Annotated in this window: 19 protein-coding genes; 18 read left to right on the top strand and 1 reads right to left on the bottom strand. The window is 56.3% G+C overall.

The genetic code is table 11. The features are described from left to right. Positions 1 to 77 precede the first annotated feature (77 nt). The gene (locus M9920_02205) at positions 78 to 848 is read right to left on the bottom strand and encodes a hypothetical protein (protein MCO5051100.1); all 771 of its coding nucleotides are present in this window, start codon (positions 846 to 848) and stop codon (positions 78 to 80) included. 467 nt (positions 849 to 1,315) lie between these two features. Between M9920_02205 and tadA the strand changes: the two genes are divergently transcribed. The 18 genes from tadA to M9920_02115 all read left to right on the top strand — a co-directional run bounded on the left by tadA (position 1,316) and on the right by M9920_02115 (position 26,628). Then, a complete protein-coding gene (tadA, locus tag M9920_02200) occupies positions 1,316 to 3,034 on the top strand; it encodes a Flp pilus assembly complex ATPase component TadA (protein ID MCO5051099.1) in 1,719 nt (572 codons plus the stop codon). A 44-nt stretch (positions 3,035 to 3,078) separates the two neighbouring features. Next, complete coding sequence (locus tag M9920_02195; GenBank protein MCO5051098.1) at positions 3,079 to 4,179, top strand: type IV pilus twitching motility protein PilT; 1,101 nt, start codon at positions 3,079 to 3,081, stop codon at positions 4,177 to 4,179. Positions 4,180 to 4,188: 9 nt separating this feature from the next. Continuing rightward, the gene (gene gspE, locus M9920_02190) at positions 4,189 to 5,901 is read left to right on the top strand and encodes a type II secretion system ATPase GspE (GenBank protein MCO5051097.1); all 1,713 of its coding nucleotides are present in this window, start codon (positions 4,189 to 4,191) and stop codon (positions 5,899 to 5,901) included. 13 nt (positions 5,902 to 5,914) lie between these two features. Continuing rightward, positions 5,915 to 7,210, top strand: a complete 1,296-nt coding sequence (locus tag M9920_02185; protein MCO5051096.1) for a type II secretion system F family protein — start codon at positions 5,915 to 5,917, stop codon at positions 7,208 to 7,210. Between the two features lie 178 nt (positions 7,211 to 7,388). Continuing rightward, the gene (locus tag M9920_02180) at positions 7,389 to 7,640 is read left to right on the top strand and encodes a hypothetical protein (protein ID MCO5051095.1); all 252 of its coding nucleotides are present in this window, start codon (positions 7,389 to 7,391) and stop codon (positions 7,638 to 7,640) included. 25 nt (positions 7,641 to 7,665) lie between these two features. Further along, positions 7,666 to 7,941, top strand: a complete 276-nt coding sequence (locus M9920_02175) for a BrnA antitoxin family protein (GenBank protein ID MCO5051094.1) — start codon at positions 7,666 to 7,668, stop codon at positions 7,939 to 7,941. A 12-nt stretch (positions 7,942 to 7,953) separates the two neighbouring features. Further along, positions 7,954 to 8,640, top strand: coding sequence for a type II secretion system GspH family protein (locus tag M9920_02170; protein MCO5051093.1), 687 nt, complete (start codon positions 7,954 to 7,956; stop codon positions 8,638 to 8,640). A gap of 4 nt (positions 8,641 to 8,644) precedes the next feature. Beyond that, entirely contained in the window at positions 8,645 to 8,836 is a 192-nt protein-coding gene (locus tag M9920_02165; GenBank protein ID MCO5051092.1) for a hypothetical protein, read from the top strand. 9 nt (positions 8,837 to 8,845) lie between these two features. Next, complete coding sequence (locus M9920_02160; protein ID MCO5051091.1) at positions 8,846 to 9,589, top strand: prepilin-type N-terminal cleavage/methylation domain-containing protein; 744 nt, start codon at positions 8,846 to 8,848, stop codon at positions 9,587 to 9,589. 4 nt (positions 9,590 to 9,593) lie between these two features. Further along, positions 9,594 to 10,415: a type II secretion system GspH family protein gene (locus tag M9920_02155; GenBank protein ID MCO5051090.1), complete on the top strand. Its 822-nt coding sequence runs from the start codon at positions 9,594 to 9,596 to the stop codon at positions 10,413 to 10,415. After that, positions 10,412 to 11,218 (top strand): type II secretion system GspH family protein, encoded by an 807-nt coding sequence (locus M9920_02150; protein MCO5051089.1) that lies wholly within the window; start codon positions 10,412 to 10,414, stop codon positions 11,216 to 11,218. The genes M9920_02155 and M9920_02150 overlap by 4 nt, the downstream gene beginning before the upstream one ends. 7 nt (positions 11,219 to 11,225) lie before the next feature. Next, positions 11,226 to 12,092, top strand: a complete 867-nt coding sequence (locus M9920_02145; GenBank protein ID MCO5051088.1) for a hypothetical protein — start codon at positions 11,226 to 11,228, stop codon at positions 12,090 to 12,092. Then, entirely contained in the window at positions 12,089 to 15,982 is a 3,894-nt protein-coding gene (locus M9920_02140) for a hypothetical protein (protein MCO5051087.1), read from the top strand. The genes M9920_02145 and M9920_02140 overlap by 4 nt, the downstream gene beginning before the upstream one ends. A gap of 54 nt (positions 15,983 to 16,036) precedes the next feature. Then, positions 16,037 to 23,305: a S8 family serine peptidase gene (locus M9920_02135; protein ID MCO5051086.1), complete on the top strand. Its 7,269-nt coding sequence runs from the start codon at positions 16,037 to 16,039 to the stop codon at positions 23,303 to 23,305. Then, positions 23,302 to 24,192 carry a 1-phosphofructokinase family hexose kinase gene (locus M9920_02130; protein ID MCO5051085.1) on the top strand — a complete coding sequence of 297 codons (891 nt, stop codon included), beginning with the start codon at positions 23,302 to 23,304 and terminating at the stop codon, positions 24,190 to 24,192. The genes M9920_02135 and M9920_02130 overlap by 4 nt, the downstream gene beginning before the upstream one ends. A 56-nt stretch (positions 24,193 to 24,248) precedes the next feature. Next, positions 24,249 to 24,866 carry an imidazole glycerol phosphate synthase subunit HisH gene (hisH, locus tag M9920_02125; protein ID MCO5051084.1) on the top strand — a complete coding sequence of 206 codons (618 nt, stop codon included), beginning with the start codon at positions 24,249 to 24,251 and terminating at the stop codon, positions 24,864 to 24,866. Positions 24,867 to 24,940: 74 nt separating this feature from the next. Next, a complete protein-coding gene (locus tag M9920_02120) occupies positions 24,941 to 25,555 on the top strand; it encodes a superoxide dismutase (protein MCO5051083.1) in 615 nt (204 codons plus the stop codon). A 278-nt stretch (positions 25,556 to 25,833) separates the two neighbouring features. Beyond that, positions 25,834 to 26,628: a hypothetical protein gene (locus M9920_02115; protein ID MCO5051082.1), complete on the top strand. Its 795-nt coding sequence runs from the start codon at positions 25,834 to 25,836 to the stop codon at positions 26,626 to 26,628. The last annotated feature ends 12 nt before the right edge of the window (positions 26,629 to 26,640 follow it).

Here is a 26,640-nt window from a genome sequence, read left to right as displayed (position 1 = left end):
GACAACCATCGAGCGGGTTGGCGCGGAAAAAAGTCGCCGTGAACGGGAGAAATGGCTCGTGGGAATTGCCCGTTGGCTCAAATCCGCGCGGCGTCTCCGGCGATACCCGGTTTTTGCTGCAACAATCGTCCGTCCAAATCCGCCGGGTCCAAACTCCAACGCCGGGCCAGTTGCGGAACTTTTTCCACATTGGCGACGAGGTGATCGGCCATCGCCCAGTCGTCGCTTTGCGAGTCGTCACCGTACGCGAAGCAATTCATTCCCAGCTCAATCTCGGCGTCGGTTTTCACGCCTTGATTCCAGAGCGTGTTGCCCGCCCACGCGTAGGCCCGGCGAATCCGCCCAAACTCCACCTGCACCCAGGCGTGGTGTTGCAGCACGGGATCGGCTTGGAAAAATTGCACCTGCCCCAGTTGGCGTCCGAGGCGGAGCAGAAACCGAAAGCAGGCGTCCACGTCGTCATCCGGGATGGGCAAGCCCGTGCCGAACACCAGCACCCAACCGTTGAAGGGCGGGGCGATGAACAGTTTTTCCTCGGAGAAAACGCGGTTTGACCAGGAGCGAGCCTGCGGGTTGCGCAAGCCCAACGCGAGTTGGACCTGATAGGGATCACGGGTGCGAACTGCCAGCCAACGCGGCGGGCGGCGGGTTTGAATCGGGTGATACGGCAGAAAAGCGAAGCGTCCGAGTTGTTGTACGGAATGTTCCCATTTCGCGCGCAATCGCGCTTCCGCTTGTTCGCGTCGTTGCCGCTGGCGTCGCCCGAACAAAAACACGCCCCAGCCGCCGAGGAGCATCAGCACCGGCAGCGTCAACAATGCGATTGTCAGTGTATCCATCGCATTCATGAGCATCAGTTTTAACAGAGAATGTCCGGCGTGCAACCTTCTTGGTTGGGCTGAAGGCCTGGGTGGAACGGCCAAGTTTTATTTTTCTTGGGAGGGGCGCGTTCCACCGTGTCCTTGATTAGTCAGGGACGACATGGAAGTCGTCTCTCCCGATTTGCTTATCAGCGCCTGATGTCGTCTGCAGAGGGGCCAACGACTACCGCCGGGGTCGGCGGTGACATTTTGAGGCTGGATAAAACGGCCAACTTGGCCGTTCTGGTTGGTGGGTGCGTCCTCGATTTTATTGGTTGTGCGCCTGATCGGTTGACCCCTGGATTCAAACCTGGATTTTGAGATGCGCGATGCGTTGTGGTTAAGGCTAAAGATTTCCGGGGCGAATCTGGCTCTAGGTTTGACACCACAAGGCGGCCAAGACTAATCTGCCAGCCGCTTTCACGTGTGAACCTCGTGGAACGCCAAACTATTTTGTGGCTGAGAAAGACGATTATTTGATTGATATGCTGGTGGATTTGGGGTTCGTGACCCCAGATCAGGTGGCGCAAGCCCGCCAGGAAGCGGAGGCGTCCGGCGTGGGCGTGGTGGACCTGATGGTCGCCAACCAGATAGTTCGCCCGGAGGACGTCACTCAAGCGAAAGCCGCGCACTTCGGCGCGGAGGTCGTCAATCTGGCTGCGATGCAGATCGAGGATGACGTGATCGCAGCGGTGCGTCGCGACATTGCCAAAAAGTACCGCGTCATTCCGGTGTTCAAACATGAGAACACCCTGACCGTGGCCTTGGCGGACCCTTCAGATATCGCCACGATTGACACGTTAAGCCATTTATTGCACGCGGACATCGTGGTGCAGGTGGCTTCCGACGCGGATATTGAAGCGGCGTTGAGCAAGTATTACGGCGGGCGGGGGGATACGGCATTGGACACGATGATTCAGGAGATCACTCGTGGCGAAGTGGAGATTGCCGCGCCGATGGAGGACATTACGTCCGCCGGAAATGCCGCCACGGCGGACGGCGACGCGCCGTTGATCAAGTTGGTGAATCAAATCATCATTGACGCCTTCAAGATGCGCGCGTCGGATATTCACTTGGAGCCGCTCGCCAAACGGTTCCGGTTGCGGCTGCGAATTGACGGCATGATGCATGAGGTAAAAAGTCCGCCCAAGCGGCTGCAACCCGCCATCATTGCGCGCCTCAAGATTCAATCCAACATGTCCATTGCGGAACATCGCATTCCGCAAGACGGCCGTATTCAAACCACGGTGGGCGGCGGCAAGTTGATTGACTTGCGCGTTTCCTGTCTGCCCACGCAGCACGGCGAATCCATCGTGATGCGTATTTTGGACAAGGAAGGGTTGCGCGTTGGACTGGCCGAGCTGGGTTACCTGGCGGACGACCAGCAGTTGATCGAGAAATTGATCAGTCTGCCGGACGGATTATTTTTGGTCACGGGACCGACCGGCTCGGGAAAAACCACCACGCTCTATTCCTGTCTGCATTTCATCAATCGTCCCGACCGCAAAATCATCACGGTGGAAGACCCGGTGGAATATGTGCTGGCGGGTATTAATCAAGTGCAGGTGAGTGAACTCGTGGGTTTGACTTTCTCCGCCGCGTTGCGCTCGATTCTGCGCCAGGCGCCCAACATCATCATGATTGGGGAAATTCGCGACCTGGAAACCGCGTCCATTGCCATCAACGCGTCGCTGACCGGTCACCTGGTGTTCTCGACTTTGCACACGAATGACGCGCCCGGCGCGGTGACCCGTTTGATTGACATCGGCGTCAAACCCTTCCTGGTGGCTTCCTCGACCCGTGCCCTGATGGCCCAGCGGCTGGTGCGAAAAGTCTGCAAGAAATGTGGCGCACCCTGGACGCCGCCGGATAACGAGTTGAAGGCGTTGGATATTGACGCGACGGCGGCCGCCAGCGCGACGTTCCGCAAAGGAAAAGGATGTGACAATTGTTCCGGGACGGGATGCCGCGGACGAATGGGAATTTTTGAAATTTTTGTGATTGATGATGAGGCGCGCAAGTTGATTTACGACAAGGTGCCGACGGCGGTGTTGCGGTCCCGTGCGCGCGAGATGGGCATGCGGACTTTGCGGGAAGACGGAATCCGCAAGGTGTTGGCGGGTATGACGACGCCGGATGAGGTCATTCGCGCAACCGTGGGTGACGAAAATTGACGACGGCGCATAACGAAACAGGAAACCCCAAGAATTTTTAGCACATGGCTTACTCAATGTCCGATTTGTTGCAGTTGGTGGTGTCCGAAGGGTCATCCGACCTTCACATTCGCGTCGGCATCCCCCCCACCATCCGCGTCCATGGTATTTTGCACCGCGTGGAGGGGCCGCCCTGCACGCCGGAAGATGCCGAGGAATTGATGCGCAGCATCACGTCGGACGATCACGTTCAGCAAATTCGCGAGCGCGGCGGCGCGGACTTTGGTTTTGCCTTCGGCGAGGCGGCGCGATTCCGGGTCAGCGCCTTCAAGGAAAAGGGCAACTTTGGCCTCGTGCTGCGTCAGATTCCGAGCAAGTTGCTGACGATGGAGCAGATTGGTATTCCGCCCTCCACCCGGGAATTGCTGTACAAGCCGCGCGGTTTGGTGTTGGTGACCGGGCCGACGGGTTCGGGTAAAACCACCACGCTGGCTTCGATGATCAACATCATCAACGAAGAGCGGGACGACGCGCATATCATCACCATTGAGGACCCGATCGAATACTATCACCACCATAAAAAAGCGGTGGTGACGCAACGCGAGGTCCACGTGGACGTGCCGAATTTCGCCGAAGGTTTGCGGCGCGCTTTGCGCCAGGACCCGGACATCATTCTGGTCGGTGAAATGCGTGACTTGGAAACGATTGAAGCGGCGGTGACGGCGGCGGAAACGGGACACTTGGTCTTCGGCACGCTGCACACGACGGGTGCGGCCAAGACGATTGACCGCTTGGTGAACGCGTTCCCGATCAACCAGCAGGAAACGATTCGCATCCAGCTTTCCACGGTGTTGCAGGCGGTGATTTCGCAATTGCTGATTCCGCGCGTGGACAAGCCGGGACGCGTGGCGGTTTTTGAGGTCATGGTGAACACGCCCTCAATTTCCGCGCTGATCCGCGACAACAAAACCTTCCGCCTGCAATCGGACATCCAGACCGGCGCCAAATACGGCATGGTGACGCTGGACAGTTTTCTTCTGGATAAATATCAGCTCGGGATGATTTCGCGCGACGAAGTCATCACGAAATCGCAGGATCCGGTGACGATCCAGCAGAAGTTGCAGGAATTGGAATTGGCGCAGGCGGTGGGCGCCGACAAGAAATAATTTTCAGTCATGGCCGAAGAAATCTCAAATCCGCTGTTGGCGCTCGTGCGGGAGCAGGGGCTCGTGGATGATCTGCAATACGAGGAAGTCGTTTCCGAACTCAAACGTAGCGGCACCTCCGTGTTTCAACTCCTGCAGGATTTTGAAATCATGGATGCGGATTCCATTTTGCAGGCCATGTCCAATCATCTCGGCGCGGAGGTGGTGTCGCTCAAGGGCCGTGAGATTCCGCGCAATGTGATTGAAGCGCTGCCGGCCAACACCGCAAAGATGTATCGCTGCGTGCCGGTGGCCTTGGAGGGCAGCACCCTGCAGGTGGCGTTCGAGGACCCGTTGGACCCGGCGAAAATTGACGAGCTGGGGTTTGTGGTGAAGAAGGACGTCCAATTGGTGTTGGCTGATCCCGCCGAGATCAACACGGCTCTCGATCATTATTACGGCGAGGAAACGAGTGAAGATGTCAGCAAGCTGCTCGAGGAATTGGGCGGTGACGACAAAATCACCGAGGAAGTCGTCAACGCGGCGGAAGCCGAGAGCGACGAGGATCTGGTGGCGGGGCTGGCCAACGAAGCGCCGATTGTTCGATTTGTAAACCTGGTGTTGTTGCAAGCCGTGAAAGACCGGGCGAGCGACATTCACTTCGAGCCGTTCGAGACCGAGTTTCGCATCCGTTACCGCGTGGATGGCGCGTTATATGAAATGTCGCCGCCACCGAAGCATCTGGCGCTGCCGGTGGTGTCGCGCATCAAGGTCATGGCGAACCTCAACATTTCCGAGCGCCGCCTGCCGCAAGATGGCCGCATCAATTACAAGTTGGGGAAACGCGAGATTGATTTGCGGGTATCCACGCTGCCAACGCAATTCGGCGAATCCGTGGTGTTGCGCGTGCTGGATCGTTCCGCGATCAGCCTGGATTTGGATTCCCTGGGATTTCCCAAAAGCACGTTGGATTTTGTGGGCGAGGTGATTCAACGCCCGAACGGCATTTTCGTGGTGACCGGCCCGACCGGCTCCGGCAAAACGACGACGCTTTATTCGTGTTTGCGACGGGTGAACACGATTGATTCAAAATTGCTGACCGCCGAGGATCCGGTGGAATTCGATATCGAAGGCATCATGCAGGTGGCGATCAATGAAGCCCAGGGCATGACTTTCGGCAAGGCCTTGCGATCCTTCCTGCGGCAGGACCCGGATATCATCATGGTCGGGGAAATGCGCGACTTGGAAACCGCGCAGATTGCCATTCAAGCCTCGCTGACGGGGCACTTGGTTTTGAGCACGCTGCACACCAATGACGCGCCCGGAGCAGTGACGCGATTGGTGGACATGGGGACTGAGCCGTTTCTGGTTTCCTCCACTTTGATGGCGGTATTGGCGCAACGTCTGGTGCGGCGCATTTGCAAGGAGTGCAAGACGCCGTTTGAACCGACGGACCAACAGCTATCCATGCTGAACCTTTCGCCGCACGATCTCGGCGATAAAGTGTTCTATTATGGTCGCGGCTGTTCGGCCTGCAATGATACGGGGTACCGCGGGCGAAAGGGCATTTACGAGTTATTGGTCTGCGGTGATACGATCCGCTCCATGATTACCGAGCGCGCCCCCACGGTGGTCATGCGCCAGAAGGCCGTCGAATTGGGCATGGTAACTTTGCGCGAGGACGGCTTGCGCAGCATCTTTGACGGTGATACTACTATTGAAGAAGTCGTGAAATACACTTAACCCGGAGTTTGTTATGCCCAAGTTCAGCTACGTGGCGATGGATCAAAAGGGGAAGGAGCAAAAGGGGGTCATTGAAGTCGCCAGCCAAAATGAGGCAATTGGCCGCGTCAAGGAGATGGGGTTGTTTCCCACCAAAATCGTCGAAGTCACCGCCACCAAGGAAAAGAAGGGCACGCCGAAAAAAGGCGCCGCCAAAGGTTCGGGCAAGAAAAAGGGCGCGGGCAGTATCAATATCAAGATTCCCGGCCTGGGCGGCGGGGTTAAGTCAAAGGTTCTCACCACATTTACCCGGCAGTTGGCCACGCTGGTGGACGCCGGTTTGCCCTTGTTGCGCGGCATGCGCGTGTTGGAAAAGCAGGAGCGTAACAGCACCTTGAAGAACGCCATTGGTGAGTTGGCCTTGTCTGTGGAAGGCGGCAGCACCTTTTCAGAAGCGCTGGCGCAGCATCCCAAGATTTTCAACCGACTTTACGTGAACATGGTGAAAGCCGGTGAACTGGGCGGTGTTCTGGAAGTCGTGCTGAATCGTCTGGCTGAATTCCAGGAAAAAGCCCAAAAAATCAAAGGCAAGGTGATCGCGGCCATGTTTTACCCGGTCGCGGTGTTGGTGGTGGCCGTCGCGATTTTAGGGGTTTTGATCGTGGTGGTTATTCCCAAATTTAAGGAAGTGTTCGCCGGATTGGGCGAAGGTCGCCCCTTACCCGCTTTCACGCAGTTGGTTTTGAATATCAGCGATATGGTGCGCCACAACATGATCATCACCGCGATCGTGGTTGTCAGTGCCGTGGTCATTTTCCTGCTGGTGATCAAAACGAAAATCGGCCGCCATTTCTGGGATAAGTTCAAGTTGAAGATGCCGGTTTTAGGACCGGTTGTCAGCAAAGTAGCGATCTCGCGCTTCACCCGTACGTTAGGCACTCTGGTCAGCAGTGGCGTGCCGATCTTGCAGGCGCTGACCATTGTGCGCGACACGTCCGGCAACGTCATTGTGGCCAATGCGGTGATGGCCGTGCATGAGAGCGTGAAGGAAGGTGAAACCATCACCGCCCCGCTGGAAGCTTCCGGAGTCTTTCCCCCGATGGTGATCTCCATGGTGGACGTGGGCGAGCAGACCGGCGCGTTGCCGGAAATGATGATGAAAATCGCCGATAACTACGATGATGAGGTGGACAACGCCGTGGCGGCCATGACCTCGCTGCTCGAGCCGATCATGATTATTTTTCTGGCGGTCATCGTTGGCAGCATCGTTATCGCGATGTTCCTGCCTTTGATTGACCTGATGAACAACCTGGGCGGTGACGGCGGTTAAGATAAGGTGTTTCCGCAGTCAGCCCGACAGCGACGATTTTTCAAAAAAATACAAAAACCGTAAAAAATCTATTGACGATTTGCCGGTGTAGTGTAAATACAAAGTAAAGACATTGCATGGGCGAATTATTTACAAATAACCCGGAATGGAGTTCGACTGGAACAATCCGCCCCTTGAAATGGATAGTTCTTTGACGCCGCGAGAGATCGAAGAGTCCTTCGAGGATCCGTTTGCAATCAAGTTATTGCCGGATTCCGCCCGGTTCAGCGCGCAGGCCCGGTATTTTAATTTGGGCAAGTCAGCGGGTGGTGAAGGGATTTTCAGCTTGTATCGCACGAACGGAAAACTGATTCGCGTCATTTACGCGCGGCCGTTCCAGCCGGAAGAAAGATATTTTTACCAACGGAAAGTGGATCAGACGTTGTCCTGAGTGAAGCGAAAGCGCGAGCGGAAAAATGCAGACCATCAGCAGTTGGGAAGAAGTGCCGCTCTTCGATAACGAAACGGCCGAGGCGGAGTACTGGTCGGAAAACCGACCGGACCTGCGGTTGATGGAAGCGGCGGTGGCGGGGGGCAGCGAGGTGGCGGAATCGGTCACCATCACCTTGCGGATTGATCCGCGGATGCTGGCGCGGATCAAGCGGTTGGCGCGGTCGCGGTATTTGAATTATCAAAGTATGATCAAACAGTGGTTAAGCGAACGCATGGAAGAAGAAATTCGCGAGCGATGATTTAAGCAAGCCATGAAACATCAAACCCAAAATACCGTCGTCCGGAGCGCTGCGTTTACCTTGATTGAATTGCTGGTGGTAATTTCGGTGATTGCGGTCCTGGCCGCCCTCATGTTTCCCGCCGGCGCCGCGATCAAAAAGAAGGCCACCATCAACAAGGCGAAGGCGCAATTGCGTCAGGTGGCGGAATTGATCGAGCGCTACCAGGTGCGTTTTGGCTATCTGCCACCGGATAATCCCGCCCAGCCGGCCCGCAATTCCCTGTATTTCGAGTTGATGGGCAGCTCGCGCGAAGGGATGGCATCGCCCAATTTCAATTACACTTCGCTGGATGGTGCGGCCCGGATTTCGGAGGCGGATTGTCAGAGCGATTTTAGCGTCGGGGCCATTTTGAATTGCACCAAGTCCAACGCGGAGGAAGCCAAACCCGCCGAGCAGTTTTTGAAACAATTGCGTTCCGACCAGTACTACGAATACGCCAGGGGCGGCTCCACCATCCGGTTGCTGACCTGCTCGGTATTGTGGCCGGCGTCCTCGGGACAGATCATTTCAGGTACTCAGGCGAATCCGTGGCGTTACCTGAAAAATGGCACAAATAATCCCGGCAGCTTTGATCTGTGGGTGGATGTGGTCTTGGGCGGCAAAACCAATCGAATTGGGAATTGGAATTCGGGCCCGCCCGAAATAGTTTCTTATTAACGAGATGAAAACCGAACCGAAGGCATTTGGAAATCGCGCCGTGGTGGCCCTGCCGATCCAGTGGCAGGATGCGGCGTGGTTCCCGCCGGTGTTGCTGCGGGCGCGCTGGGGCGGCTTCCGCCGGCGCCCGGTTTTTTGGCCGCATCAAATCATCACGGACCCCACGGTTTGCCAGGGACGCACCATTGAGCTTTAACTTTTCATTATGAACTCGCACACCTCCACCCCCTCATCCGATCGCCGCGGATTTACGTTGATTGAATTGCTCGTGGTGATCGCCATCATCGCGATTCTCGCGGCGATGTTGCTGCCGGCTTTAAGCGCGGTAAAAGTTCGCGCCTTGAAGAGTCGCGCCATGACCGAAATGCAGCAGATCGGCACCGCGCTGACGCAGTACGAATCCAAATACGGTCGGTTACCAATTTTGCCGGGCATCACGCCGGGAGTCAACGATGTCACCTTCGGGGGCGGCCTGACGCCGCTGGCGCCCAACGTCATTACGGTGACGACCAATTCGGGCATTATCGCGGTGTTGATGGACGAAGAAACTTTCCGGAACGGAACCAAGTCCGCCAACTTCGGTCATGTGCTGAACCCGCAACGGCTTAAACTGCTGCCGGCTCGCTCGGCGGTGGATAACACCAGCCCCGGCATTGGTTTGGACGGTGAATACCGCGATCCGTGGGGGAACGCTTACGTGATTTCACTGGATTACAGCATGGAGGGCAAAACGCGGGATGCCGTGTATTCGCGCCGATTAGTGGCCCAGCAAACCGGCCAGCAGGGAGTGGGCGGATTGTTCAACCCGGATGCCAATGGGAACAGCGATAACTTCGAGTATAACGGGAATTATTTGATCTGGTCCAAGGGGCCGGATGGTCAGGTCTCGACCACGGCGAAATTCAACAGCGGAGTGAACAAGGACAATGTCCTTGAGTGGAACAACTAAGTTTATGTCGGCCGCGTTGCCAAAACGAGGGTTCACCCTCATCGAATTACTGGTGGTGATCGCCATCATCGGGATTTTGGCGGCCTTGGTGGCGCCGACGCTGGGCAACATGCGTCAGGCGGACGTCATGCTGGCTTCAACCCGGCAGATGTTGGATGACGTGGCGCGCGCGCGGCAGTTTGCCATCAGCCAGCGCACGACGGTTTACATGGTGTTTTGTCCGTCCAACTTCTGGGACAACCTTGGCGCGTTTCCGAATCAAACCGCCTACAACAGTTTGCTCCCGGCCGAACAGATCAAAGCGGAAAAACTCTTCGACAAACAACTGGATGCCTACGCTTTCATTACCTTGCGCAGTGTGGGCGATCAACCGGGGCGCGTGTCGCCGCGTTACTTGAGACCGTGGAAAAAACTGCCCGAGGGCGCGATCATTCCCGCCTGGAAATTCATGCCGCGGCGTGGAGTGCCGGAAGTTAATTTGACGAACTACACCTCTTACGCGCCGCCGCAGTATGAGGTGTATTCGATCTATGGTTTTAGTTACACGAACAACATCCCGTTTCCGTCCGTGGATGGCGGCACTGGTTTCAACCTGCCGTACATCGCCTTCAATTACCTGGGGCAGCCGGAAAGCGGCGAAGATGAATTCATCCCGCTGGCGCGCGGTTCCGTCAGTTACGCCAAAAACGCCAGCCAGGTGCCGGTGGCGCAATCGCCCACGATGTTCGAGTCTCCACCGGGGAACAGCACCAATGCGTTCACCGTGGTGCGCGTGGATAAATTGACCGGTCGCGCCCGACTGGTGCAACAGGAGTTGGTGCCATGATTTTGTTGCCTGCCAAAACTGCCTCCGCCGTGCTCGCCCGGTCCCGGGCAGGTTTTACCATGGTGGAAATCGCGCTGGCGCTGGCCATCATCGGATTTGCGCTGGTGGCGATCATCGGCGTTTTGCCCGCCGGCTTGAACGTGCAGAAAAATAACCGCGAGGAAACCATCGTCACGCAGGATGCGAATTATCTGATGGACGCCATCCGCAGCGGCGCGCGCGGTCTGGATAAGCTGACCAACCACGTGGTCAGCATCACCAACTACTGGCAAAACTACGACACGAACGTGCCGCTCAACAGCCAGTGGATTCCGGGCGCCTCCGGCGTGGACGGTTATACGCCGACTGGTTCCCGGGTTACTTCAATTTCCGTTCCCAATGATTCATTCCCGTTGACCAACGGGTTGAACATCATGGGACTGATCAGCAAGCCCACCTTTGATTATCTCGGCGGCACCGAAGTGCGGAGCAATCATCTCGTGGCGATCATCCGCGCGATCAGCGGTTCGGCGGCGGAAAAATTTCCGCAGACCAACACGATCGTGCAGGACCTGGCGTTCACCTACCGGCTCGTGCCGGAGATCTATCCGCTGGCGCAGGTGGACGTCTCGACCAACAACGAGTACGCGCTGCGATTGCAGGATCGTCTGCATGAAGTCCGGCTGAAATACGCCTGGCCGGTGTTGCCGCGCGGGCGGCTGGGCAACGGTCGGCAAACGTTTCGCACGCTCGTCGGCGGACGTTTGAGCGCCTATCAATTGAACGGACAACCGGTTTATTATTTTAACGCCAACACCTATTAGTTTCGCCGTGCGCATTTTCGCCTCCAATTTATTTTCCGCCCGATCGCGGGCCTTGCGGCTGAGGGCGGCGTTTTCCCTGCTCGAAGTGCTGGTGGTGGTGGCGCTGCTTTCGTTCATCATTCTCGGCTTGATGATGATGTTTGGGCAGGTGCAACGCGCCTATAAGTTGGGGACAACGCAGGTGGACGTGATGGAAAGCGGGCGGATGCTGGCGGATCAATTCAATCGCGAACTGGTGCAAGCCACCCCCTCCTACGGCAGCAATTGCGTCAATTTTTACGCGCAAATCATTTCACCGCAGCCGTTGTTGCAGACGCTCTCCGGGATGCCGGATATCGAACGCACCAACCTGTTGAGCGCGCTGTTCTTTTTGACCCGGCAGAATCAACGTTGGACCGGGATCGGCTATCTGGTGGCGGATACCAATCAAGCCGGCATGGGCACGCTGTATCGCTATGAATTGACCGCGCCTTACGGAACTGATCCGGCCTGGTTGTTCGTCAATTTTACCAACGCGCCGTTGCAGGATATGAACCGCATGGTGGAGGGCGTGGTTGGGTTCACCGTGCGCGCCTATGATCCGAATGGCGTTTGGCTCACCGGGTTGAACCGGACGAATCTCATTGCCGAATGGCCGGTGACGCCGGGATTGTTTGGCGTGGGCGAAATGGAGTATTACCTCTTCCGCAGCAACGCCATTCCCGCATCCGTCGAGGTGGAACTTGACGTGTTGGAGGATGCGACAGTCGCCAAAGCGCGGGCGTTTCCCACGGCGGCCGCGCGCCGTAATTTTCTGAAGGATCGAGCCAACAGCGTGCATGTGTTCCGGACGCGCACCAGCCTCCGCAACGTGGATCCCGTCGCCTACCCATGAGAGTTTTCGTTCATCCTCAATCAACCGTTCGCCGCGCGAAGCAGCGGGGCGTGGCGTTGGTCGTCACCATTGTTCTGTTGTCCATCATCACCTTTCTGGCGGTGGTCTTTCTGGCGTTGACCGGTCGGGAATCCGGCGCGGTCAAAGTATCAGTCAACCAAAGCGCCGCGCGTCAGGCGGCGGAAGCGGGATTCGAGCGGGCGAAAGCCCAACTGCTGGCGCGCATCCTGGCCACCACGAACGCTTCGGATTTTGGTCTGCTGGTTTCCACCAATTTCATCAATCGCTCCGGCTTCGATTCCGCTGCCGTCAATCAGTTGACCAACGTCAACTACGATTATCAGGACAATGGCAACCCGCTGACTGCGGCCCAGTTTTTGCGAAATCTGACCAACCTGCTCTACGATCCGCGCCCGCCGGTGTACGTCACCAACCGCGCTTTTGCGAACAGCAATGAGTTTCGTTATTACGTGGACCTGGATCGTAATGGCCGACCGGATTGGACTGGTTATCAGCCGCTGACGAACGCGTTGGGGCAGGCGGTCGTTTCAGCGACCAATGCGAGTGTTCTTGAGACCAATTACGTCGTGGGAGATCCGGAATGGATCGGCATCATGGATCGCGTCAATTTATCGCACGGACCCGATAACCCATTTCTATCACGGTACGCGTTTCTGGCGCAGCCGATTGGCAATACTCTCGATCTCAATTATGCGCATAACAACAGCAAGCGGTTGCCGCAGAACGGCTTTTTCCGCAATCAAGGCGTAGGCACCTGGGAGCTGAATTTCGCCGCATTTTTGCGCGACCTGAACACCAACTACTGGACCTACAACCTCTATTCCACCAACACGCCAGGTGGAGTCAGTGTCGGTACGGCGTTTGATGACGCTTGGAGTTTGTGGAACTGGCGCATGGGCAGCGCCGGCCAGGCCAGCGTTCAAGGTCTCTTCGGCATTAATGGCGTGAATGCGTTGACGACGGATTTTTCCGATGCGTACGGCGCGGGGCCGTTGCTGGCTTATCCCTTTGGCTCGGGCTACACTCAGGATCCGGATCAGGCCAATGCCACCATGTCAACACCCTGGCCCGGGGCTGATTTTGAAAATCATTTTTATTCGCCCCAAGACCTTTTTGATCCAGCCAAAGCCCGTTCGGGCATGCCGTACGGACTGCCCGATCGTCTGGCCGCTGCCGGCACCAATGTCTCGACCTACGACCGCAACACGTATTACCGGTTGCTGGAACAATTGGGCACCGACTCCGCGCCGGAAGACGCGGAGAAATTGAACCTCAATTACGTGAACATCGGTGGTTTGTCCGCCACCAACTTCATTGCCTGGACGGACACGGCGCGCCTGCAAGCCCATTTTGGCGCGACGGTGAATCCGGCGTTGCTGTTCTTCACCAATGCGGTGGACCGGTTGTTGCGCACTTACTCGACGGAATGGCTGGCTTCTGATTACGCGGTTTATACGAATTTATTTCGTATTGATTATGCCTTTGGCGTGACGAACATCCCGGTCGTCATCAGTAATCAGTTTGTGTACTCGCCCGCGGTGCATCGGTTGTTGCAACTGGCGGCGAACCTCTGGGATACGAAGCCCAATCCGCGCGCGCTGCAAGGTTTCCCGACGATTTTCCGACCGCTGTTTCAGGCCGATCCGGTGGGGACCAACGTGTACATTTCCGGCTTTGTGGAACTGGATAATGCGCGGGAACTCAACGGTCTGCCATTGTTGGACATCATGGCCACCAACAATCCGGCCACCGCCATTGGCAATGGCAACGTCATGATTTTTGGCGCGCCACCCGTGGTCGGGGTGCATAAGGGGCTGCCCAACTTCAATGAGTTTTCAGCGGCGCCAACCCTGACCATGACGCGTAAATTAAAAGTGCGCAAAAACACGGCGGGCAATCTGGTGAGCACAAACCAATTCTTCACCATGTCGGTGATCATGCCGTCGGGGGCGGAGTTTTGGAATTCCTACGCCAGTAACTACACGCGCCCGGTCAATATCTTTGTGACCAACCGGGCCACGGTAACCATTACCAACGACCTTGGACTGCGTTATTCTCCTCCGGCTTTCGTCACTAGCGGATTTTATTCCACCAACAACTGGTCACGTCATATGCCCGATTCCAAGCGACCGTTCATCGTTCCGATGAGCACCAACGTTCCATTCCTGCCCGTGGTGGGCTACGTGACGTTGCCCGCTTATCGGACTGGTTTCGTGATGGCGACCAATACGGCGGTCTATGATCCGGACCCGAGTTTTCCGATGCCGCGTTGGGGGGTGACGATCAGTAATCGCGTGCATGCAATGATTTTGGAAGCGGGGACGGATCGGATCATTGATTACGTCCTATTGGGAAACATGGTGTTTCAAACCAATTGGACTGATATGATTTGCACTTCCGAAGCTGGCACTGGTGATCCGCTCAAGTTGCTTTGGGCAACCAATACCCTGAGCGGACCCTATCTCTCGGGCCAGGTCGGTGTCTTGCAGCAAATTAACATTTCTCAGGGCATGCCCCGGATACCGGATGATTCTGAAGGTTGGGCTTCATATCGGAAGGGAAATCCCGATGATGTGAGCTCGGCAATAAGAAATTTCAGTAATTTTTTATCTAAAAGGCCGATCAATAATCTGGCAGCAGACGAGCTGGAAGCTGACGCCCCGTTCACGCCAACGGCGCAATTTTATGTGCCTATGATTTATGAGGCCAACGATCCTTTGGTTCATTACCTCTCGGATGACCTGTTTGATTTACAACGTTCCGGCTTCGCGCAACCGGTCACCTCGCTCAATCCTTCTGGCGCTCCGCCTGGTAATGCGGGGACCATTGGGGATCCGAATGCGCGCTACCATCCGTGGGCGTCAGATCCGGCCATAGCAGCCTCCGATCCGGATGCGTATAATCCCGCGCTCAAAGATCCAATGGTGACGGCTTCAGATTCCTGGGATTTTCCGACCAATGCGCTGCCGACCATTGGCTGGCTGGGTCGGGTGCATCGCGGCACGCCGTGGCAAAGCGTTTACTTGAAAGCTTTTGACATCGGGTTGGCGGGCATTGCCTCGTCCCCGACAGAATGGGCGCATAACTCGGCCTTTCAGAAGGCGGCTCAAAAATGGGCGAATTGGGCCGGTAGCCGGACTTTGGAAGGAGGCTTTTACAACCGTCCCGTGACCGATCGGCTCCTGTTCGATGTATTCACCACGGCATTGAACGACAACGCCTCGCGCGGCCGACTCTCGGTCAATCAATCCGGACTGGCCGCTTGGTCGGCGGTTTTCAGCGGCGTAACCGTTCTGACCAACTCCATTGAGAATCGGCCATCGTCGCGGATGAAGTACGATCTGCAAGTTATCCAGCCGGCCGGAATTTATGACGCGCAAGCGACCAATCTCTGGCCGCCGTTGGTACGGCTGGTGGATGGCATCAACCGCACCCGTTGGAATACGAACTATTTCCGCGGCGGCACGTTCGAGCATCTGGGCGACATTCTGGCCGTGCCGGAATTGACGGATGCTTCGCCATTCCTGAATTTGAAAGCCGGCAGCGCCGGATTGCAAAAAGGAATAAACGATGCCGCGTATGAATGGCTGCCGCAACAGGTGATGTCTTTGCTGCAACTGGGAACGCCGCGTTTTGTGATTTACGCCTACGGTCAGGCATTGCAACCCGCACCGGACTCCATTCTCGCGGGCGGAGCTTATTCCGGTTTATGTACGAATTATGCCATCACCGCCGAGCAGGCGATTCGCGCGGTGGTGCGTGTGGAAGGTAGTCCCGATCCGCGAAACACCAGCACCAATCTGCCGGTTGCGCGTCGGTATCCACCGCGGATTATTGTGGAGAGCTTTAATCCTCTCGGGCCGGAATGAGCCGGTCGCGGTGGAGCGTTGGCTAAAAGCGGAAAAAAGTCGGAAGGAAAGATTATGCGTCGTCGAATCTTGATTTTAACCGGGCTGATCGGCCTGGTGATATTGAGCGTGTTCTGGTGGCAAACGAGCCGCGCTCCCCGGACCGAGCGTGAAGTGGCTTCGGAAAACCCGGCCGCCTCGGCCTCCGTTCGTAAGCCGCAAGTTTCGGAGACGGTGGTCAGTGCGGCGCAGGCGCCGGATTTTTCAGCGCGTCAAAATCCGGAACGGAACCGCACCAATCTGCTGACGTACCGTCTATCCAATACCCGGGAACCCCTCAATCAACTGGCGCGGGATACCCATGCGGTTTTGCTTGAGAATGCGTTGATTGACACGCGGCAGCCGGTGAATTTTCAGGTGCCCGCGAGTTTGCAGTCGAGCGGCGATCCGGGCAGTTACGTGGTTCAAGCCACCGGGCCGGTGGACGATGCCTTCCGTGCGCGGTTGAACGCCGCCGGAGCGGAGTTGGTTTCTTACATCCCCAACAACGCCTATCTCGTGCGGGCCAGTGCCGCGGTGGCGAACCAGTTGCAAACGCAAGCGGGCATTCAAGCCGTGTTGCCGTTCGCGCCCGTTTACAAACTGAAATCCGAATTGCTGGCTTATGCCCTGGATGCCGAACCGCTCCCGGAGGGGGCGCGTTTGAATGTGCTGATGTTTGCGGGCGCGGAAACCGAGGTGCGCGAATGGTTGGGCGCGCGGGACGTCGCAATTCTGGCTGAAGAGCGCAGTCCGTTCGGCTCGGTGGTAACGGTTGCGGCCGAAGCCGATTGGCTGGCTTTGGCCCGGTCGTCAGGCGTGCAATTGCTGGAACTCGCCTATGCGCGCAAGCCGGCCAACGATCTGAGTCGGGCGCGGTTGGGAGTAGCTGAAGACTCGGTGACGGAAACCAATTATTTCGAATTAACGGGGCAGGGCGTTCGCGTGGGCATTAACGACTTCGGGGTGGATGCGACGCATCCTGATCTTCTCAATCGCGTGGTGGGCACTGGTCCCGGCGGGTTGACGGATACCTTGGGTCACGGCACGCACATCGCGGGCAGCATTGCCGGGAGCGGCGCCATGTCCTTGACGGTTTCCAATGCGTTCGGCTCCATCAATCCTGCCACGACCAATCAGCTTCGCGGCATGGCGCCGGAAGCGGAGTTGTTTTCGCAATCCGTTGCCGCCGCGTCCGACGCCGAACTGCAACAAGTGACGGCCGGCACGAACATTTTCATTTCCAATAACAGTTGGGGTTACCGCGGCGACCATTCCTATAGTCTGGCGGCTGCGAGTTACGATGCCGCCGTGCGCGATGCGTTGCCGGGCGTAACGGGATCGCAACCCGTTCTGTTTGTGTTTGCCGCCGGCAACGACGGCGACGGAAATGATAATGGATTGGGCGGCCGCGCCGGCACGATTTGGTCTCCGGCCACGGCCAAGAACGTGTTGACGGTGGGTGCGATTGAGCTGGCCCGAGACATTACCAATGAAGTCAACAAGATCACCACCACCGGTGACGTGACGACCACGAATACCACCACGCCGTGGAAGGAAATGACCAGCTCGGAAAATCAAGTGGCGCGTTTTTCCAGCCGGGGCAACGTGGGCGTGGGAATCGAAGGGGAGTCTGGTCGCGTCAAACCCGACGTGGTTGCGCCCGGCACGTTCGTGATTTCGGCGCGTTCGAGCCAGTGGGATGAGCCGGAGTATTATAATCCGACCAACTATCATAACACCGCGTTGACGGACCAATCGCTTCCGGCCGGTACGGGTAAGGATTATTTTCTGTTCCTGCCGGTCAACACGGTGGGCTTCAGTATTTTCGTCAGTCCCAACCTTGACTCGCCCACTCCTTTTCCAGATCTGCCCATTTACGTGAAGAAGAATGGCCTGGCGACACCGGGCAATAATGATTTGACCCGGACCAATAGCGTCTCAATACCGCCTGATCTGCCGGACTTGGGCGGTGCAGTCGGACAAAACTGGTCGTATCGCGTTGTCAACACCACTTCCAACACCGTGGCCTTTGATCTGCACACCATCATCGTTACCACGAACGACCTGGGTGACTACTATCAGGTGTTGAGCAATTTGAACAATTCGATCACCAGCACCAATGGCGAGGGGCCGCATTATTATCGGTATGAATCCGGCACGAGCATGGCCGCCGCGCACGCTTCCGGCACGCTGGCGTTGATGCAGGGATTCTTCGAGCAGAATTTGCATCGCACCAACAGTCCGGCGCTGATGAAGGCCTTGCTGATCAATGGCGCGCGTTCCGCGGGCAACCTTTACAGTTTTCAGGCGCAAAGTTCGATCAACTATCAGGGATGGGGAGCGATTCAATTGGACAGCACGCTGCCTCCGGGCATTACCAACGCGTTCGCACTGGATCAACCCAACTCGGTGCTGGCGTTCGATCAGTCCCCTGCGGATGCCCTGGCGACGGGGCAGAGCGTGACGCGGTTTGTGTCCTTGGATGAGGACGGACGCTTTCTGTCGCTGCGCGTCACGCTGGCTTGGACCGATCCCGCCGGCAATCCGGTGGCCGGGATCAAGTTGGTGAACAACCTCGACCTGATCGTAACCAATCTGGATACCGGCGATATTTATCTGGGCAACGATTTCATGTCGGGCAGTCTCTACACGGCTCCATGGGACACGAATGATCCGCCAAATCTTGACGTGATCAACAACGTGGAAAATGTGTATTTGCGGCCGGAGTTGGGCACGAATTATTCCATCACCGTGATGGCGCGCGCGGTCAATGTGAACGCCGTGACGGCGCATCCCAATGACACGGTGCAGGATTACGCGCTGGTGATTTCCTCCGGTGAAGGCGAATGGCCGACGTCGCTGACCTTGGACCCGGGCCGGACGCTGCTTTCGGTGGCGCCAGCCGTGGTGACTTATGTGAGCAATTCGCTCAATGTGGCGACCTTTTCCAGTGGCACGCTGGTCGGGCAGCATGTGGGGGCGAATACGCCGCTCTTGGGCACCTCGAATGGCATGACCAATCAATGGCGCTTCTACATGATGAGCAATAATACGAGCTTCACCAACGCGTCGTTCCTCATTTCGCAACAGCGCGATCTGGCCACGCCGCGGATGGGAGTGTTTTCGGCGGTGGAAGGCGAAGCCACGCGGCGGTATGCGGATCTGGATTTGTACGTCTCAACCAATGCCGCCCTCACCAATCTTGATCCCGCCGTGTTGGCGACGGCCGAGGTTTCGTTGAGTCGTAATGATTTGAGCGGCGACGAATTTGTGGCCTTCACTAATTCCACCATGGGCGCGATTTATTACATCGGGGTGAAATCCGAGGATCAACAGGCGGCCGAATTCGAGTTGTGGGGGATATTCAGTGAGCTGCCGTTGGGCGCCGAGGATGGGAACGGCTTCGTGACCGCGTATCCGATGCTGGGATATGACATTCCCGATGGCAGCCCCAGTTTGCCGCGCGGCACGCGTTTTGTGGCGATCACCCGCGCCTCGTTAACCGGGGTGAATGAATCCATCCGCCGGGTGTTGATTACCAACAACGTCACGCACGAACGCTACGGAGATGTCATTGCCACCGTGGATCATAATTTGCGGGCGGTAACTTTTGACAATCACCGCAGCGTGCCCAATCCACCGTATAACGATCCACCGGGACCGTATGCGTTTCTGTATGACGACAGCGGCGAGGGCGATTTCCTCAATTCAATTCCGCCTTCGGGACCGGGGACCTTCGAGGGTTTCATGGGGGAAGCTCCCGGCGGCACCTGGTATTTCACTTACAGCGATGACGCGCTGACGCAGACCGGTCGGGTCAACACCGTGGCCATTCGACTGGATCGGCAATGCGAGGACGATTGTGATATCACGAATACCGTGGCGGGTTTGGGCTGGCGTCATTTCTCGCGCAACGTGCCGGTGGAAGCCACCAACCTGACCATTTGCGTGGACATCATCACCACCAGCAATCCCAAGCCTTTGGAAATCTATGTCCGCAAAGACCGGCGGCCCACCCGCGAGGCTTATGATTTCAAGAAGACGGTTGTTCCGCCGGGAGGGTGTTTGACGATTGATAATACGTCACTGCCCCCGTTGTCAGCCGGGCGCTACTTCATCAGCGTTTACAACCCCAACAACACCAGTCAGACCTTTGTGTACCGCAGCACGATTTTGCTGGGGCCGCCGCCGCAATCCATTCCGGTTGGCTTGAGCGGCAAGCAAAGTTTGCTGGATGATGCGGTCACCAACTACTCCATTTTCATTACGAACACCTTGCCGGTGGCGGAAATGGACGTGGCGTTGCGACTGGATCATCCCCGGGTTTCGGATTTGTCGTTGACCTTGATCAGCCCGAAAGGAACGCGGGTTTTACTGGCGGAAAATCGCGGCGGTTTGAGTGCCGACGGTTTCGGCAGCACGCTGACGGTAACGAATTTTGTTCCGGTGGCCGCCAACGGTGGCCCGACCAGCAATTCGGTGCCGATTGATACCGGCGCGGTTTCCGGAAAAATGACGATCGAGTATGATTTCTTTCAACTGCCGGATCAACTGACCGCCTATTATGAAGGAGTTCAGATTTTCAATTCCGGCATGGTCAGCGGGACCGGGCAGGTTACTTTGAGTTACGGTCCCGGCCATTCCACGTTCGTTGAAATCCGGATGAACGAATTTGGCAACGCCGAAACGAATACGCTGTGGGAATACTCGGTGAGTTCCATCGGCAGCATGCACAGCTATCTGATTTTTACGGATAACACGAACAAGACCACGCTGCCGATCAAGTTTGCGCCGCCGCCATTCCGCGGACTGGCGGGAGCGAATTACGTGTTGAGCGATTTTGAGTTTCCCACGCTGGCGCAGGATTACGCCGCGCCAACCGTGGGCGTGCCGGATGGCTGGAACGTGGTTGATGAGACCGTCACGGTCACGACCAATTCGGCGTACGCGGGGACCAACTCACTGGCGTTGCGAGCGGGTCAAATCAACCGTACGATGGTTACGACGCCTGGTCGCTCATACCAGTTGGGCTATGCGTATCGGAAAGCCCCGACGTTGGACGGCATCATCAGTTGGTGGCCGGGAGACGGAAATACTCTGGATATTGTGGGGGGAAACCATGCGGTGGTACGTGGTGGAGTCACCTACGGGACGGGAGTGGTCGGACAGGGGTTCAATTTCGATGGAAACTCCGGTTCGTATCTTGAGATTGCCAACAGTCCTTCGCTTAATTTGCTCAATGAATTTAGCATTGAACTTTGGTACCAGGACACTAATCCGTCGCTATACGATTATGGTCTGATTGCGAAACGTGGCATTTCCACCATTCCGTGCAATTACGGGATCAACGTCGTGTTATCGGGAATTGGACCTTACTACAACGACCCTAATTACGCGGGTGTGGGAGATGATCCGGGAACTTATGAGGCCTCCCGCTATCAACCCGTTCCCAGCAAGAATACCTTTCACCATTTGGCGACTACTTTTCGTCAGCTTCCGGGAAATTCCATCGAGTTGGTGACCTACCTGGATGGGGTGTCAGTTCGTACGCGGACGATACCAGGCAATCTGGCCGCTACCCTCAATTCGGCGTCCCTGATCATTGGTGCGTCTTCTCCAGAAGGAGAATTTTTCCGTGGTATCATTGACGAGGCTACGCTTTATGGTCGCGCCCTGTCGGCGGCAGAAATTCAAGCCATCTACGACGCTGGCGCGGCCGGGAAATGCGGGATGATGTCGCCTCCAGAAGTTTGTGCGGACAGCTTGGGAGCGCAGATTTATATTCCCAACGTTGATACCAATACCTTCACGGGAGGCAGTGATTGGCGACTGGGTGGACTGTTCTTTACCGCTACCAGCAATTTAACCACCGTTCACTTGGGGCCGGTGGAAACCAATTCATCGTCTGAGGTCTTGGTGGATCACTTTACCGTGACGGAAGCCGGCGGCTCCCTTTACGTTCTGCCGGAGGAGTCCTTGAAGGTTCTTGAAGGTGAGAGCGCTTACGGGTTGTGGCAGTTGGAAATTCTGGATTCGCGGACGGGTGCGACCAACAACGTCGCGTTGCTGGATTGGCAGTTGCAATTCATTTTGCAAACCAACACTCCGGCCCCGCGCATATTGCGCCCGGGCGATCCTTTGGAGCAGGAGATTCCGGCGGGGCGAATCATCTATTACGCGGTGGATGTGCCGCCGTTCGCCCGTTATGCCACGAACGTGTTGTTCCGTGCCACGCCGGGATTGAATTTCTACTTCAATCAGACCGCGCCGCCCGCTTCTGGGGCCACCAATGCCAACGATGTGGTTTTCGCGCTGAACGCCGCCAATCATACCGAGGTGTTGAGTGCTACCAGCATCGTGCCGCCGACCAGCACCAAGGCGAATTTGCTGCCGGGTGAGCGTTATTATCTGGCGGTGGAAAACCTCAATCCGGTCAACGCCACGTACATCATTTACGTGGACTTTGACCTGGCAACGTTCCCGCCCACGGTTGAGCTGACCAACGCCATCCCTTATTGCGCGGTCAATCCGTTACCGTTCTCGCTTGATTACTACCACTACTCCGTTTCGGCGGGAGCGGTTCGCGCCCAATTCGAGTTGCGGGATTTAAGTGGGGACATGACGCTGGTTTTGCGGCGCGAACTGCCGCCCACGCTGGCGGTGTTCGATTATCTAAGCGCGAATGTTTATACCAATGACGAAATCATTACCGTCTTTGATTTCAGTCAGCCCGTGCCATTGACTCCGGGAGACTGGTATTTTGCGGCTGCCAACCTATCGCCTGGTCCGGTGAGCTATTGCGCGGCGGTGCGCGAATGGAACATGTACGGCACGAACATTATGATCACCAATGCGTTTCTGGGATCAAACAGCTTCTGCCTGACCTGGACGTCGCTGGATGGCGCGCCGTATTTCGTCGAAGGAGTGACAAACTTGCCCAGTTCCGATTGGGTTGCCGTGTCGCCTACGGTTTACGGCACGGGTGACGCAACGACCTATTGCGTGCCCTTGCCTTCACCGTACCACTTCTTCCGCGTTCGCGAGGGTCAGGCGCTGTCCACCTATGTGCCGCCGCCGGTGATCCTTAGGATTCTCAAGCGCTTCAATGGCGTTGAAATCACTTGGAGCGGCCCGCCCGGTCAACAGTATCAGGTGGAATGGTCGTCGCAGTTGTCGCCGCCCGTCTGGACCGCGTTTCCGGAAATCGTGACTTCCGCCACGGGTATCTACCAATACCTGGATGATGGTACGCAAACCGGTTCGTTCAATACGGTGTACTATCGGCTCGTTCTGTTGCCGTGACGAACCCTCTGGTCCTCGCGTTAAATCCTTCCATTGATGTGGAGTGGCGGGTTCGGGAAGTGTTGTGGGAAGAGAAGAACAACATTGATTCCGAGCGCCGCTGGGCCGGGGGCAAAGGGATCAACGTCGTTCGCTGGCTGAGGCATCTCGGAAGCAAACCCCGGTTGCTGTTGCCGTTGGGTGGGCGCTCCGGGACCGAGTTGTCCGCTCATTTGCGAAACGAAACCATCCGGGCGCAGATTGTTCCCATTCGTGAAGCCACGCGGACCAATATCATCGTGACGGCCCAATCCGGTCGGCAGATGCGTTTCAACCCGCTGGGGCCGAAGTTGTCTTCCACGGATTGGGCGCAAATTCAAATGGCGGTGCGAAAACTGTTGTCACCGGGTGACCTTTTGATTTTGTCCGGCAGCCTGCCGCGTGGAGTTCCGACCAATGCGTACTTCCGACTCATCCACCTGGCCCGAAGGCTGAAAGTCAAAACCTTGGTGGATTGTGATGGCGCGCCATTGCGCGTCGCGGTCAAAGCGCATCCGTTTTTAGTTAAACCCAATGAACATGAACTGGCGCAATGGTGGGGACGTCCCGTGCGCTCGGAGGCGGGGCTGCTCGAAGCCGCCCGGAGGCTATCCGAGGCCACGCATGGATGGGTGCTGGTGTCACGCGGCGCGCAACGAGGTTTATTGATAAATTCCGCTGAAAATTTCCAGTCCTTTGCTGTCCCGCCGCGCGGAAAGCCGCGCAATACCGTCGGTGCGGGCGATGCGCTTCTGGCTGCGGTCGCCCGGGAAATTCAGCTCGGCCACGCGCCCGGCGAGTGGCTGCGGCAGGGACTGCGCATTGGCACCCGGGCGACGCAGTTGCCCGCCGGTACCTTGCCCGCGTAAGTTCGTGTCTGCGCCTTCCGGCTTTTCCCGGAGCCGCTTTTTGCTTTAATGCTCTGGTGATTGCTTTGCTTGATTACGGTTCGGGCAATTTGCGGAGTGTGCATAAAGCCTTGCTCCAGGTCGGAGCTGCGGTGCGCATAACTCAATCGCCGGATGGGCTGGCGGAGGCCAGCGGTTTGGTGTTGCCCGGGGTTGGTGCATTTGACGATTGCATCAACGCCTTGCGGCGTCAGGACTTACTGGAAGCTTCGCGAGACTTTATCAAATCAGGCCGTCCCTTTCTTGGCATTTGTGTGGGCTATCAGGCGCTTTTTGAGCGCAGCGAGGAATTCAACAGTTGCGCGGCGGGATTGGGAGTTTTGGCGGGTAAAGTTGTGCGCTTTTCGTCGGCCAGTGGACTGAAGGTTCCGCAGATCGGTTGGAATCAAATTGAGATTACTCGTTCGGATTGTCCGCTCTATCGCGGAATTGCCAACGGGAGTTACGTTTATTTCGTCCACAGTTTTTTTCCGCAGCCAACTGACCCAAACGTTGTGGCCACACAAACCGAATACGGCGAAACATTCGCTTCCTCGGTTTGGAAGGACAACGTCTTTGCCACGCAGTTTCATCCCGAGAAGAGCCAGCGCGTTGGTCTGCAGCTACTGAAAAATTTTGTGGCGTTGACGAAATGATTTTCGGCGCTTGGCAATTCGGCTTCCTTTGCTACGCTATAAGTAGTTATTAAACTGTTTATTGGAGAATTATTATGGCATTTGAACTACCTGCTCTTCCTTACGACAAATCCGCATTGGAACCACACATTGACGCTCAAACGATGGAAATTCACCACGGCCGGCATCATAAAGGTTACGTGGATAATTTGAACAAGGCCATTGCTGGTCACGCCGCTCTCGAAGCGAAGTCCTTGGATCAATTGATTCAGGATCTGGCTTCTGTTCCTGAGAACATTCGGGGCGCGGTGCGCAACAATGGCGGCGGACACTGGAATCATTCCTTCTTCTGGAAAACGATGGCCCCGCATGCCGGCGGCGCGCCGAATGGTAAATTGGCGGACGCTATCAAGACCGCTTTCGGCAGTTTCGACGAATTTAAGGCGAAATTTGAAGCCGCCGGGTTGAAGCGTTTTGGCAGCGGCTGGGCCTGGCTGGTTTCGCATCATGGCAAGTTGGAAGTGGTTTCCACTGCGAATCAGGACAATCCGTTGATGGGCAAAGCGATTGCCGGCTGCGAAGGGAAACCGTTGCTCGGCGTGGACGTATGGGAGCACGCCTACTATCTCAAGTACCAGAACAAGCGCGGTGATTATCTGAAAGCCTTCTGGAACGTCGTCAATTGGGCAGAGGTCGCCAAGCATTATTGAGCTAAAAACCTTTTCATCACGTTAAGTAAATGCGCCAGTAAATCACTGGCGCATTTTGCTTTTTCAGCATCGTTTTGGTCCGGTGACGGCATCGTATGTAGTTATGCGTTGGTTGTCGTCGGGTCTTCTCCGGATAAATTCGATATTTAAGGCAAATATTCAGAAATACACGGAAAAAATCCTTGTAAATTTTGCGCGGTTAGAGTTAAATCTGAGCAGCTAAACAGTAGCCCAGAACCCAGTAGAGAACCCAAGCAACTGTAGCCCTGTTAACAACTATGAAAAAGTCGTACGCATTTATTTCCAGCGCTGGAATCGGGAGTGGAATTTTGGCGCTGGGTCTGGTTTTGGTCGTTGGGCCAACAAGCAGTAAGGCCGCAACCTACTCTTACGGAGATTTTTTTGGCTCTTCAGTTATTTTCCAAGGAGTGACGGAGTCTTCGATCACGGATGTCGGACCACTGTTTGGCGCCCCAATTCTCGCGGGAGATACTTTGGATTTTAATCCGCAAAATTTTGCCGCTTTTTCACAAGGCGGGGGTGTTGATTTAACGGATGGTCAGTTGAATTTTTTGATCAAGGCGACCGAAGGGAATTCAATTTCCCAGTTGCGCTTCTATGAAGCGGGCGATTTCTCTCTGGCTGGAACGGGTACGGGTAACACGAAGGTGGCCGTAGCTACTTCCTTCTTCTTCGATATTTTGAGCGTGGATGGAATCAGCATAAATCCAATCAGCCTGACGGCCAGCATGGTTTTTGCCCCGAACGCCAACGGGCAGTTCGATCTGATCAGCAACTCTGGTATCGGTTTGTTTTGGTCTGGGGGAATCAATTTCGACATCAATGCCGCACTTGACGCGAATTCAATCTCATATACAAGCGGAGCCACGGAGGTTCGGGTAAATCTGGATAATACGCTGCTCGCAATGAGTGAGTCCGGTTCTGTGGCGTATATCGCGAAAAAGGGATTTGACGGTATGGGATTTACGGTCAGCGTTCCGGAGCCGTCCTCGATGACCATTGCGTTGCTGGGAATGCTCGCATTGTTTGGTTGCGGCAAGCGCAAGGCTTGATCAGTTTTTTCT

Source organism: Verrucomicrobiia bacterium (genome assembly GCA_023953615.1).
In the GTDB taxonomy this organism is placed as follows: Bacteria; Verrucomicrobiota; Verrucomicrobiia; order Limisphaerales; family JADLHS01; genus JADLHS01.
This window is presented reverse-complemented; position numbering and strand designations above follow the sequence as displayed.

Excerpts from the sequence above, each read along its gene's own strand:
- M9920_02205 (MCO5051100.1), bottom strand. The coding sequence starts at position 848 with ATGAATGCGATGGATACACTGACAATCGCATTGTTGACGCTGCCGGTG.
- M9920_02195 (MCO5051098.1), top strand. The coding sequence starts at position 3,079 with ATGGCTTACTCAATGTCCGATTTGTTGCAGTTGGTGGTGTCCGAAGGG.
- gspE (MCO5051097.1), top strand. The coding sequence starts at position 4,189 with ATGGCCGAAGAAATCTCAAATCCGCTGTTGGCGCTCGTGCGGGAGCAG.
- M9920_02185 (MCO5051096.1), top strand. The coding sequence starts at position 5,915 with ATGCCCAAGTTCAGCTACGTGGCGATGGATCAAAAGGGGAAGGAGCAA.
- M9920_02180 (MCO5051095.1), top strand. The coding sequence starts at position 7,389 with ATGGATAGTTCTTTGACGCCGCGAGAGATCGAAGAGTCCTTCGAGGAT.
- M9920_02175 (MCO5051094.1), top strand. The coding sequence starts at position 7,666 with ATGCAGACCATCAGCAGTTGGGAAGAAGTGCCGCTCTTCGATAACGAA.
- M9920_02170 (MCO5051093.1), top strand. The coding sequence starts at position 7,954 with ATGAAACATCAAACCCAAAATACCGTCGTCCGGAGCGCTGCGTTTACC.
- M9920_02165 (MCO5051092.1), top strand. The coding sequence starts at position 8,645 with ATGAAAACCGAACCGAAGGCATTTGGAAATCGCGCCGTGGTGGCCCTG.
- M9920_02160 (MCO5051091.1), top strand. The coding sequence starts at position 8,846 with ATGAACTCGCACACCTCCACCCCCTCATCCGATCGCCGCGGATTTACG.
- M9920_02155 (MCO5051090.1), top strand. The coding sequence starts at position 9,594 with ATGTCGGCCGCGTTGCCAAAACGAGGGTTCACCCTCATCGAATTACTG.
- M9920_02150 (MCO5051089.1), top strand. The coding sequence starts at position 10,412 with ATGATTTTGTTGCCTGCCAAAACTGCCTCCGCCGTGCTCGCCCGGTCC.
- M9920_02140 (MCO5051087.1), top strand. The coding sequence starts at position 12,089 with ATGAGAGTTTTCGTTCATCCTCAATCAACCGTTCGCCGCGCGAAGCAG.
- M9920_02135 (MCO5051086.1), top strand. The coding sequence starts at position 16,037 with ATGCGTCGTCGAATCTTGATTTTAACCGGGCTGATCGGCCTGGTGATA.
- M9920_02120 (MCO5051083.1), top strand. The coding sequence starts at position 24,941 with ATGGCATTTGAACTACCTGCTCTTCCTTACGACAAATCCGCATTGGAA.
- M9920_02115 (MCO5051082.1), top strand. The coding sequence starts at position 25,834 with ATGAAAAAGTCGTACGCATTTATTTCCAGCGCTGGAATCGGGAGTGGA.